This window comes from Colwellia sp. (assembly GCF_013215345.1).
GTDB lineage: Bacteria > Pseudomonadota > Gammaproteobacteria > Enterobacterales > Alteromonadaceae > Colwellia.
This window is the reverse complement of record NZ_JABSOV010000120.1, coordinates 1-11,244: the sequence shown is the minus strand read 5'-3', so window position 1 is coordinate 11,244 and position 11,244 is coordinate 1. Positions and strand designations below refer to the sequence as shown.

Here is an 11,244-nt window from a genome sequence, read left to right as displayed (position 1 = left end):
AAGTATGTGTACTAGCTAGTGTGTATTCTTGCTTCTAACATCAGTTGCTTCATATCACGAACAGCTTTATCTAGACCATCAATAACTGCACGTGCAATTATTGCATGGCCAATATTTAATTCGATAATTTCCTTAATGGCTGCAATAGGCTTAACATTAAAATAATTTAGACCATGACCGGCATTAACTTTCAACCCTAGGCTATGTGCATATTTAATACCTGTTGTTAAGCGTTCTAACTCTAATAACTGCTCATCTTCTGAGGTTAGATCGGCATAATGCCCCGTATGAATTTCTATATAAGGCGCTTTACTGGCAAGCGCAGCATCAATTTGCGCTATATCTGCATCAATAAATAAACTGACTGCAATACCTGCAGCAGTTAACTGCTTTGTTGCCTTGGTAATTTTATCTAATTGCCCGACAACATCTAAACCGCCTTCGGTAGTCAGTTCTTCACGCTTTTCAGGTACTAAACAACAAAAAGCTGGCTTAACGTCACAGGCTATAGCGACCATTTCATCAGTAACAGCCATTTCAAAATTCATACGGGTATGTAACGTTTGCTTTAAGACATGAATATCTCTGTCTTGTATATGGCGTCTATCTTCACGTAAGTGAACAGTGATACCGTCAGCTCCGGCATGTTCAGCAACACTTGCTGCATAAACAGGATCAGGATAACTTGTTCCGCGTGCTTGTCGTAGCGTTGCGATATGGTCAACGTTTACACCTAATAATAACTCTGTCATTTTATCATCTCTTTATATTTATTTTTGACTAATTTTGGTATTTACTGATGCAATAAATAGCTAACTGTATGCTTTATTGGAAAATAGTTTACGGCTATTTAATGGTTTATTTCCTAGTAGCTGGTTGATAACCTGGCGCATTAACAATTTAAAGGTATTACTAACGTCAGCTGTAACCCTGTTACTAAATAGCGCTTCTCGTTGGGCAATGGCTTGTAAATGGGCTTTATCGAAACATGGCGCACTATTTTTTGGGCTAGCACCATATACAGGAACAAAACCTTGTTCGGCGATATAATGAAAGTAGCTAACATCGTGCTCAAATACAGGGCTAAAGTCAAATGACAGCCCTAACTCTTCAAGCAGTGCCAGTTCAAATAAGCGTAATTGCGGGGCAATCTCTTCTTCTTGGGATAGAGCGGTCAAGGTAGCTTGATATTGAGAAAACAACTGTGGACAAGCAATTTGCTCGGTTAATAGACGAATCAACAATTCGTTAATATAAAAAGAACTAAACAGACTATGCTTTATCAGTGAAAATGATCTGGCAGTGCAGTCAACTTGGCTAATTTGTTTAAAATTCCCACTGCCTTTCAACGTTAATCTTAGTGGTAAAAAAGGCTGGATTAAGCCTTTTTTTATTGAACGCTTAGATTGACCAACATATACCAAGGCAGTCACTTTGCCATCTTGCTCTGTTAGTAAGTCAACTAACTGCTGATTTTCACGGTATGGGCGACTATGTAAAACAAAGGCGTTTTGTTCAATCATCTGGCGCATTCCAATTAGCCAGAGTAATCATCACCATAACCTAGGCTGCGTAATGCTCGCTCATCATCTGCCCATCCTGATTTCACTTTCACCCAAGTTTCAAGAAAGACCTTACTCTCAAATAAATTTTCCATATCGCGTCTCGCTTCCTGACCTATGGTTTTCAAACGCTCGCCTCTATTACCAATGACCATACGTTTTTGAGTCTCACGCTCGACGAGTATTAAAGCATTAATATGAATAATTCCCTTATCATCCATTTTAAATTGCTCAATTTCTACAGTAATAGAATAAGGCAACTCATCACCGGTAAAGCGGATAAGCTTTTCACGAATGATTTCAGAAGCCATAAAACGGCTAGAGCGATCTGTGATGTGATCTTCAGGGAACCAAAAGGTACCTTCAGGCAATGTTGTTAAACATAATTGGCGAATGGTATCGACGCCATGGCCTTTACTGGCTGAAATAGGCACAATCTCTGTAAATTCGTGCATTTCGCCTAGCTTTTTAAGATGTGGTAATAGTTCATCTTTGTCCGATATATTATCAGTTTTATTAACAACCAATATGCAAGGCGTACCACTTTGTTTCACTTTAGTTAATACCAGTTCATCATCTTGGGTCCAATGAGTGCCTTCAACCAAAAACATTATTAACTCTACTTCGGCAATTGAACTTGAAGCAGCACGGTTCATTAACCTATTAATGGCACGCTTTTCTTCGGTATGTAAGCCTGGGGTATCTACTAGAATTGCCTGCCTGTTTTCTTCGGTCAAAATACCTAAAATACGATGACGGGTCGTTTGTGGTTTTTTAGACGTAATACTAATTTTTTGCCCTAACAAGGCATTTAATAATGTTGATTTACCAACATTTGGGCGACCAACAATAGCAATTAAGCCAGCATAGGTATTTGAGGTATCGTTTTGCATAATTTATTTTCTCGTACTTATTTTTTTGCTTAAGTGACTTTGCTTACTATTAGTATGTCGGGGAGTTGCTAATTTAGCTTGCTTTGGTGAGTCTTTTTTTACTTCATTAGCTTTTTCAATTAGGGCAAGTATCTGCTGCGCTGCTGCTTGCTCTGCTTTTCTACGACTGGTTCCTTTGGCAACAACCACTTCACTGATCACTGATGTTTGACATCGAACGGTAAATTCTTGGTTATGGGACTGTCCAGAAGTATCAATCACTTCATAAGTAGGTAGAGCTATTTTTCGACCCTGTAGAAACTCTTGCAAGCGCGTTTTTGGGTCTTTTTGTTCATTGCCGGGCTTAATTACAGTTAAACGTTGCTCGAACCAACTTAAGATTAGTGCCTTACAGCAATCAATATTCGAGTCAATGTATACCGCACCAATAATGGCTTCTATAGCATCTTCTAAAATAGACTCACGACGGTGCCCACCACTCTTTAATTCACCAGGACCCAGTATTAAGCATTCGCCTAAATTAAAGTCTCTAGCGACTTCAGCTAAAGTAACACCCTTAACTAAACTAGAGCGCATGCGAGTTAAGTCACCCTCGTCATGATTTGGGAACTGATCATAAAGCGCCTCAGCAATAACAAAACCAAGGATGGAGTCGCCAAGAAATTCAAGTCTTTCATTATGAGACCCTTTAGCGCTCCGGTGAGTAAGTGCTTGCACTAATAACCTAGGTTCATTAAATTCGTAACCAAGTTTTTTGGTTAACCTAGCTAGGTTATGAGGATTAATTTTCACGATATATCTCTACTGGACATGCAAAATAAGTGGCCATATTAAATAATAGCGCCGATGCGATCAAAACGAACGCCCGATGGTAGCCATTGTGGTAAAAAACTGTCTTCGCTGCGGTCAAAATCGAAACTCATCCAGATAGCAACAGCTTCGCCGACTAGATTTTCTTCAGGAACAAAGCCCCAAAAACGTCCATCTAACGAATTGTCACGGTTATCACCCATAACAAAGTAATGCTTAGCGGGTACCAAAAACTCGTCTGCTGCAGTGCCCGATTGCTGAAAATAATGCATAACTCTGGGTAGAGTATGACTATCATTTAACACCTGATGGCTTTTATTCAACATTTTGGATTCAAATTCATTCATACCAAATTCAGCATCTGGTCCGTCGTATTTACCAACAAAATTTTGCTGTATTTGTTCAAACTCCGGGCATTTAGCATCAGTATCGGTGCAGGCCCGCTTAATATAAAGTAATTTATTTCGGTAAATAATACGATCACCGGGTAAACCAATCACGCGCTTAATATAGTCAACTCTCGGATCTTGCGGGTATTTAAACACCACAACGTCACCATGTTCAGGCAGACCATTTTCAAGAAACTGATGTCTTAACACCGGGTCTTTTAAGCCATAATTAAACTTGTTCACCAGAATAAAGTCACCATCAAGTAACGTCGGCATCATTGAACCTGAAGGTATTTGAAAGGGTTCGTATAAAAATGAGCGTAAAATTAAAACAAAGGCAATGACCGGGAATATTTGTACCGCGGTATCAACTAATGGTGATGGCTCGGTTAATGTAGCTAATGCTTGAGGCGTAAGTATAGCGGCGGATTGCTCTTTCGCTGAAAGCTCTGCGGCAGCAGCTTTCAACTTACGTTGTGGTGCTAAGTAAAACTTATCCGCAAACCAAACTATCCCTGTTAGTGCGGTAATTATCACTAAGATAATCGAAAAATAAACTGCCATACTATTCCTATTTTAAAATCCTATAATGCAAAAATTAGCGACAGTAATGATTTACTATCACTAATTTTTATATTGGCGTAACGACTTAAACTAACTATCGAGTTTAAGTACGGCTAAGAAGGCTTCTTGTGGTACTTCAACATTACCCACTTGCTTCATGCGTTTTTTACCATCCTTCTGCTTTTGCAACAACTTTTTCTTACGACTAATATCACCACCGTAACATTTAGCAGTCACGTTTTTACGTAACTGTTTAACGGTTGTTCTCGCAATAACGTTATTGCCAATAGCCGCTTGAATCGCAATGTCAAACTGCTGACGATGAATCAACTCTTTCAACTTATCAACTAATAAGCGACCGCGAGCAGCGGAGTGATTTCTATGGGTGATCATTGCTAAAGCATCGACCCTATCGCCATTGATCATGACATCAACACGTACCATATCGGCGGTTTGAAAGCGGATAAAATGATAATCAAGTGATGCATAACCACGACTCGTTGACTTAAGCTTATCAAAGAAGTCCATTACTACTTCGGCCATAGGTAATTCATAAGTTACCGCAACTTGATTACCATGATAAATAATATCTTTTTGCACACCACGTTTTTCAATACATAGCTTAATAACATTACCTAAATATTCTTGCGGTACCAATATATTTGCTTGAACAATTGGCTCACGAATTTCATCAATATTATTAACAGCAGGTAAATCAGCCGGATTATCAATGGATAATAGCTCGCCATTAGTACAGGCGATTTCATAGTTTACCGTTGGTGCTGTGGTAATTAAATCAAGATCATATTCACGAGCAAGACGTTCTTGAATAATTTCCATGTGTAACATGCCAAGGAAACCAATACGGAAACCAAAACCTAATGCAGATGAATTTTCTGGTTCAAAAAACAAAGATGCATCATTGAGACTTAATTTATTCAAAGCATCGCGGAAATTTTCATAATCGTCTGAGCTTATTGGGAAAATACCCGCATAAACTTGTGGCTGTGCTTTGGCAAAACCAGCCAGTGGCTCAGCAGCTTCTTTTTTCGAAATAGTGATAGTGTCACCGACAGGTGCACCATGAATTTCTTTAATACCCGCAATAATAAAACCAACTTCACCAGTTCTTAATATGCCTGTTTCAGTTTGTTTTGGGGTAAATATACCTACTTTATCAATTTGGTGAACTTGTCCAGTAGACATCACCAACATTTTGTCGCCTTTTTTGACTTCACCATTCATTACACGAACAAGTGAAACAACGCCTTGGTAATTATCAAACCAAGAATCAACAATCAAAGCTTGCAATGGCGCGTCTGGATCACCTTCAGGTGCAGGTATATTGGCAACAATAGTTTCTAAAACATCTTCAATACCAAGGCCTGTTTTAGCCGAGCATGTTACGGCGTCAGTGGCATCGATACCTATAATATGCTCAATTTCTTCACTAACACGTTCAGGATCAGCTTGCGGTAAATCAATTTTATTTAAAATAGGTATAACTTCTAAATCCATTTCAAGAGCGGTATAACAGTTAGCTACAGTTTGCGCTTCAACGCCTTGCCCGGCATCTACAACCAGTAGTGCGCCTTCACAAGAAGCTAATGAACGCGATACTTCATAAGAAAAATCAACATGGCCTGGGGTATCGATAAAGTTCAATTGGTAAACTTCACCGTCTTTTGCTGTATAGTCTAAGGTAACACTTTGCGCTTTGATGGTAATGCCACGTTCACGCTCTATATCCATTGAATCAAGTACTTGCGCTTCCATTTCGCGCTCTTGCAAGCCACCACAATGTTGAATTAAACGATCAGAAAGTGTTGATTTACCATGATCAATGTGAGCTATGATACTAAAGTTACGTATATTCTTCATTTTTATAGATTTTCTCTAAATAATGGATTATTTTTCAAACTTAAAATCCCGAAAAGGAATCAAGGAAAAATATTAAATGCAATAATGCGAGGGATTTTAACGAATTTACTGTCTTGGGGCTATCTTTTGTTCAGATATCTTTTGTTTCAAGCCGTAACAGCCTAAGACTTTATTTACCTTGGCTTGGTGAAGGAAGGACTTCAATTATCTTAGGCTGTAAGTTTTCGCTATGCTCACCCTGTTTTTGCTTAAACTTAGCAAGCCGATAACCTAAGTAGCCCCCCGTAAGACCAAAGCCTAGCGCTATTAATTCATGAGGGAGTATTTGCTGATTAACCAGCCACTGCCCAAATGCTGAAAAAGCAATTAAGCCAAATAACGGTAGTAAATAAACTTGACCTGCACTCGATAATACATCTTTTTCTGGTAAGGCTAGGACCACACAATCACCCAGTTTTAATGTTTTACCAAAGGTATTGATGTCATAAGGTAACGTTAGGGTAAGCTTGGCTTGGGGTAGTGCCTTAGCAATTTGACCACTGCCACAGGTATCAACTTGCGCACAACCACTGCAACTTGATTTTATTTGACTGGTAACTGTCACTTGCCCTGCTTTAATAGCAACGACATTGGCGAGCTCTTTAATCATCTTGCTGCTCTCTTACCGAACGCTGAACATTGTTTATAGCATTATCCCTCGTTGCAGGAACAATTGATTCGGCAATTTTTTTGGCGGTAGCTAATGGAATATCACCAACAATGCCTACCTCAATCCCTTGTACTATATGGTTGAAGACCATTGTTGCGCCATCACTTGCATATTCTGGTGCTCTAAAATTTTCTTGGCTAAGATTAACGTAGATAGATATTTCAACTAAACCATCTGAAAATAACATAAACTCAACGGCTTTGTTCTCACCCTGGTTATGACTATTTAGGTTATGTTGGTTGGACTTAATCACAGCAAAGCCTTGCGGTAACCAATCAACTTTCCATGCGAGAACTCTATTTTTAAGCTGATTATTTAACTTAATAATTTCAGGTAGTTCAGTTGATTGAAATTGCACTAAGCTTTCCGATAACTGCTCACTCACTTCGATGTGGGTAAATTGAATTTGCTCTAATAATAATCCCTGACGTGTCAATATCGCCATCTTTAACAGCAGACCCGTTTCTTGGTCAAGCCAAAGCCAGTAACTAAAACGGTACTTATCTTTTGCAACGATACGCACCAGCTGCGCAACACGCCCCAGCACTCGGCTGCGCCCGACAGAAATGAAACGATAATTGTCTTCAAGTTCACTAAAATCACCACGAAAAATAGTAGGGATTGGACTTTGCACATGGTTCGAAATAATTGAGTAGGATTCTTGCTCGGGTTCGATATAGCTAACAATATCCCCTTGGCGTAATATATCGCGGCGAGGACCATTAAGACGGGAAAATATTTCCAACTCTTGACTATTTTCACCAATGCCGTGTAACCAATGATAAGGCTCGGCTTGATTATTTTTAACGACGACAAAAGAGGTGGTGAAATTTAGCTCTCGTAAAGATTTGGATAGTTGTTCTAGCCAAAGCTTTGCTGATTCGCTCTCAGCAGCTAAGGCTGAGGCATTAAGGCTTACCAGCAATAAAAAAAGTGCCGAAAATTTCATAGGTTCTCAAAGATGATGGCTGAAAGTGCAATTATCAACTAATTCAGCCAATCAAGCTATTTTATATTACTACCTAACTTCACTTGCTGATTATGATCTTTTAAAAGTGCATGTAAACGACGCTGCTGCGCAACTCTTTCTGCGACTAGCTGCTCATTCAGTGCTTTTTGGTTTTGCAGTTTACTTGATTCATTTTGAGGTGATTGTAGGCTAAAGCTTACTGGATTGGCATAGCCAGTTAAAGGCATAGTTTGCACAACTTGGCTTGGCGTTATTGAGGATGGATTTTCTGCAACATTGTGCTGAACACCAACAATCATTAAAGCTGCGGCAGAAGCAGCTATAGCCACCTGCCCCATCGGTTTAACAAAACTAGACACTCTAGCTTTAAAGCGATTGGTTGCGTCTATAACAGCGTTAGTACTCGGCATCGTTTTGGTATTTTGTACAAAAGCGTCTTCAGAAGGTAAATTAGTCTTTTTTGCAATAGCCTGTGCAGATGTTTGTATTGATGACTTAGGTGATAATATCGTCGTCTCTTGCGCAATAGCATCCGCAATTGTTTTGCTTAAGTCAAACTGCAGCGACTGAGGCACCTCATCACGTAATACATCACCTATTAAGTGATAATTTTGCCATGTACTTGATAAGTGTTCATCCTTGATCATGTTATCAATTAAATGTGCGCTGACACTATCATCTGTTGATGGTGAGTAGTTATCCACTAATGAAGATATTGACTCTGATTTTATTTCACTCATACATTACCTTAAAACATTTCGTTAAATTTTGCTTTCACAAATGACTTAATTATTTCTTTGCAACAAGGGTCTAATCTTCTTGTCGATGGCATCACGTGCTCTAAAAATACGTGAACGCACGGTTCCTACCGGACACTCCATTATCGTAGCAATCTCTTCATAGCTTAAACCTTCGAGTTCTCGAAAGTTAATCGCTAAGCGTAGATCTTCAGGTAGTGAGTCCATGGTAGTAAAAATAACTTTTTTAATTTCTTCGGTGAGTAATATCTTTTCAGGAGAGGCATGCTCTCGTAAAGCACCACCACCATCAAAAAGCTCAGCATCATCGATTTCAACATCGGTACTTGGCGGTTTACGTCCAAGCGCGACACTATGGTTTTTTGCACAATTCACCGCAATACGATATAGCCAAGTGTAAAAAGCACTTTCCCCTCTAAAATTAGGTAATGCTCTATAGGCTTTAATAAAAGCCTCTTGTACTATATCGGGTACATCGCTATGATTTTTAACATAACGACTCACTAAATTAGCAACCTTGTGCTGATATTTAGTCACCAACAGGTTAAACGCATTTTTATCGCCGCGCTGAACCCGCTCAACTAATTGTTGATCTATATTTGGTTCGCTCTTTTGAGCCATATCCTTTAACACTGACAATTGATTTGTACTCATATTTTCCATTGGCTCATAACAAACGCATAAAATAAGACTGATGTTTTTCAAAAAAGTTCTTTTTATTTTTGATTTTTTTTAACAAGTAGACTTATTGGTTTATCGAGCAATGCTATTATTGATGCCAGAGTTGCATTTAAACGCTATTATCTGGCGGCTTATACCTATGTATTATAGAATACCTCAAACTCCTTTACTTATATATTCGCTTTTACTCGCGGAACCTAATCAAAAGTATGACCCAACAAAACAATTGTGATGTTTTAATCATTGGCAGTGGCGCTGCAGGTTTAACTTTAGCGCTCCATTTAGCTAAAAATGCCGATGTTGTGATATTAAGTAAAGGACCATTAAACGAAGGTTCTACTTTTTATGCGCAAGGTGGAATTGCCGCAGTATTCGATGAAAATGATAGCGTTGCTGCTCATATTGAAGATACTCTAATTGCCGGTGCCGGCCTATGTGACGAAGATACAGTTCGTTTTACCACTGAAAATGCTAAATCGTGTTTAGAGTGGTTGATAAACCAAGGAGTAGAATTTGATAAAGAGCAAGGCAATAACGGTGAAGACCGTTATCATTTAACTCGCGAAGGCGGCCATAGCCATCGCAGAATATTGCATGCTGCTGATGCTACCGGGCAAGCAATTCAAACCACTTTAGCCGACCAAGTAAAGCAGCATTCTCGTATTCGTATATTTGAACGTTTTAATGCCATTGACCTTATTTGCCAACCTAGCTCTACCGGTAACCAAGAAAAACAATGTATTGGTGCTTATATATGGAATAGGAATACCGAAAAAGTAGAAAGCATTTACGCGCAAAAAACCATTTTAGCCACGGGCGGCGCAAGTAAAGTTTACCAATACACCTCGAATCCCGATGTTGCCAGTGGCGATGGTATAGCAATGGCTTGGCGCGCTGGCTGTCGCGTTGCCAATATGGAATTTAATCAGTTTCACCCTACCTGTTTATTCCACCCTTCTGCAGGTACTTTTTTGTTAACGGAAGCTCTACGCGGTGAAGGCGCTAAACTAAGACGCCCCGATGGTAGTCGTTTTATGCCCGCTTTTGATGAGCGCGCAGAGTTAGCTCCACGTGATATTGTCGCTCGGGCGATAGACTATGAAATGAAACGTTTGGGTGCTGATTGCATGTACCTTGATATTAGCCACAAACCCAGTGACTTTATCAAACAGCATTTCCCAACTATTTATGAAAAAACCATGTCCTTAGGTATAGATATCACTAAGCAACCTATTCCTATTGTACCTGCTGCGCATTATACCTGTGGCGGGGTTATGGTTGATCAACAAGGTAGAACAGATATAAACCAGCTATATGCTATTGGTGAGATGTCATATACCGGCCTGCATGGTGCAAATCGCTTGGCGAGTAATTCCCTACTAGAATGCCTAGTCTTTGCTCGCGCTGCAGCTTTAGAAATTAGTGAAACTTTAGTTCAAGACAATCGCTATTTAACCCTACCGCTTTGGGATGAAAGTCGCGTAACCGATTCAGATGAAGAAGTTGTTATTCAACATAACTGGCACGAGCTAAGATTATTTATGTGGGATTATGTCGGCATTGTTCGCACGACAAAACGCCTTGAACGAGCATTGCATCGAGTAGAGTTACTACAACAAGAAATTGAAGATTATTATCAGAACTTTAAAGTAAGTAACAACTTACTTGAATTAAGAAACTTAGTGCAAGTCGCTGAGCTCATTATAAAGTGTGCCATGGAGCGAAAAGAAAGTAGAGGCTTGCATTACACTTTAGATTACCCAGATTTGTTACCTACGGCACTACCAACAATACTGTCACCCACTTAATATCCCTAAACTAGACAATAATTAAGTGACTTCACCGAGTTGCTTTATCACTCGAGTAAGACGAGAAAAATCTTGGCCAGAGATACTATCCCTAAATATAAATAATTGTTTAGGGGAGGTATTGTTAGTATTCCCGCACTGATTAAGTGTCAACTCACTTGGCACCATAATCAACCAACAACCAATAAAACCCAAACGACTTGTTGTTAACAGTTGATA

General features: G+C 39.4%; 12 protein-coding genes. 1 reads left to right on the top strand and 11 read right to left on the bottom strand.

Translation table 11 applies throughout. The annotated features are described in order from the left end of the window. Positions 1 to 11: 11 nt before the first annotated feature. The 10 genes from pdxJ to rpoE form a co-directional block, all read right to left on the bottom strand. Entirely contained in the window at positions 12 to 752 is a 741-nt protein-coding gene (gene pdxJ / locus HRT50_RS15145) for a pyridoxine 5'-phosphate synthase (protein ID WP_291615956.1), read from the bottom strand. Between the two features lie 60 nt (positions 753 to 812). Next, the gene (gene recO / locus HRT50_RS15140; RefSeq protein WP_291615954.1) at positions 813 to 1,523 is read right to left on the bottom strand and encodes a DNA repair protein RecO; all 711 of its coding nucleotides are present in this window, start codon (positions 1,521 to 1,523) and stop codon (positions 813 to 815) included. A gap of 14 nt (positions 1,524 to 1,537) precedes the next feature. After that, the gene (gene era / locus HRT50_RS15135) at positions 1,538 to 2,455 is read right to left on the bottom strand and encodes a GTPase Era (protein ID WP_291615952.1); all 918 of its coding nucleotides are present in this window, start codon (positions 2,453 to 2,455) and stop codon (positions 1,538 to 1,540) included. Positions 2,456 to 2,458: 3 nt separating this feature from the next. Next, entirely contained in the window at positions 2,459 to 3,241 is a 783-nt protein-coding gene (gene rnc, locus HRT50_RS15130; protein WP_291615958.1) for a ribonuclease III, read from the bottom strand. A gap of 44 nt (positions 3,242 to 3,285) precedes the next feature. Then, complete coding sequence (gene lepB, locus HRT50_RS15125) at positions 3,286 to 4,218, bottom strand: signal peptidase I (RefSeq protein WP_291615950.1); 933 nt, start codon at positions 4,216 to 4,218, stop codon at positions 3,286 to 3,288. Between the two features lie 90 nt (positions 4,219 to 4,308). Further along, positions 4,309 to 6,099, bottom strand: coding sequence for a translation elongation factor 4 (gene lepA, locus HRT50_RS15120; protein ID WP_291615948.1), 1,791 nt, complete (start codon positions 6,097 to 6,099; stop codon positions 4,309 to 4,311). 169 nt (positions 6,100 to 6,268) lie between these two features. Next, a complete protein-coding gene (locus HRT50_RS15115; protein WP_291615946.1) occupies positions 6,269 to 6,748 on the bottom strand; it encodes a SoxR reducing system RseC family protein in 480 nt (159 codons plus the stop codon). Beyond that, a complete protein-coding gene (locus HRT50_RS15110; protein ID WP_291615944.1) occupies positions 6,741 to 7,757 on the bottom strand; it encodes a MucB/RseB C-terminal domain-containing protein in 1,017 nt (338 codons plus the stop codon). Before HRT50_RS15110 ends, HRT50_RS15115 begins: the two co-directional genes overlap by 8 nt. Before the next feature lie 56 nt (positions 7,758 to 7,813). Continuing rightward, the gene (locus HRT50_RS15105; protein ID WP_291615943.1) at positions 7,814 to 8,518 is read right to left on the bottom strand and encodes an RseA family anti-sigma factor; all 705 of its coding nucleotides are present in this window, start codon (positions 8,516 to 8,518) and stop codon (positions 7,814 to 7,816) included. Positions 8,519 to 8,563: 45 nt separating this feature from the next. Beyond that, positions 8,564 to 9,190: an RNA polymerase sigma factor RpoE gene (gene rpoE / locus HRT50_RS15100; RefSeq protein WP_291615941.1), complete on the bottom strand. Its 627-nt coding sequence runs from the start codon at positions 9,188 to 9,190 to the stop codon at positions 8,564 to 8,566. 236 nt (positions 9,191 to 9,426) lie between these two features. Between rpoE and nadB the strand changes: the two genes are divergently transcribed. Continuing rightward, positions 9,427 to 11,025 carry an L-aspartate oxidase gene (nadB, locus tag HRT50_RS15095; RefSeq protein WP_291615939.1) on the top strand — a complete coding sequence of 533 codons (1,599 nt, stop codon included), beginning with the start codon at positions 9,427 to 9,429 and terminating at the stop codon, positions 11,023 to 11,025. A gap of 21 nt (positions 11,026 to 11,046) precedes the next feature. Here nadB and HRT50_RS15090 read toward each other — a convergent pair. After that, positions 11,047 to 11,244 (bottom strand): hypothetical protein (locus tag HRT50_RS15090; protein WP_291615937.1); only part of this gene is annotated, 198 nt, incomplete at its 5' end.

What these genes read in the sequence shown, in the direction of transcription:
- era (WP_291615952.1), bottom strand. Translation starts at nt 2,455, where the DNA reads ATGCAAAACGATACCTCAAATACCTATGCTGGCTTAATTGCTATTGTT.
- lepB (WP_291615950.1), bottom strand. Translation starts at nt 4,218, where the DNA reads ATGGCAGTTTATTTTTCGATTATCTTAGTGATAATTACCGCACTAACA.
- rpoE (WP_291615941.1), bottom strand. Translation starts at nt 9,190, where the DNA reads ATGAGTACAAATCAATTGTCAGTGTTAAAGGATATGGCTCAAAAGAGC.
- HRT50_RS15105 (WP_291615943.1), bottom strand. Translation starts at nt 8,518, where the DNA reads ATGAGTGAAATAAAATCAGAGTCAATATCTTCATTAGTGGATAACTAC.
- pdxJ (WP_291615956.1), bottom strand. Translation starts at nt 752, where the DNA reads ATGACAGAGTTATTATTAGGTGTAAACGTTGACCATATCGCAACGCTA.
- HRT50_RS15110 (WP_291615944.1), bottom strand. Translation starts at nt 7,757, where the DNA reads ATGAAATTTTCGGCACTTTTTTTATTGCTGGTAAGCCTTAATGCCTCA.
- nadB (WP_291615939.1), top strand. Translation starts at nt 9,427, where the DNA reads ATGACCCAACAAAACAATTGTGATGTTTTAATCATTGGCAGTGGCGCT.
- recO (WP_291615954.1), bottom strand. Translation starts at nt 1,523, where the DNA reads ATGATTGAACAAAACGCCTTTGTTTTACATAGTCGCCCATACCGTGAA.
- lepA (WP_291615948.1), bottom strand. Translation starts at nt 6,099, where the DNA reads ATGAAGAATATACGTAACTTTAGTATCATAGCTCACATTGATCATGGT.
- HRT50_RS15115 (WP_291615946.1), bottom strand. Translation starts at nt 6,748, where the DNA reads ATGATTAAAGAGCTCGCCAATGTCGTTGCTATTAAAGCAGGGCAAGTG.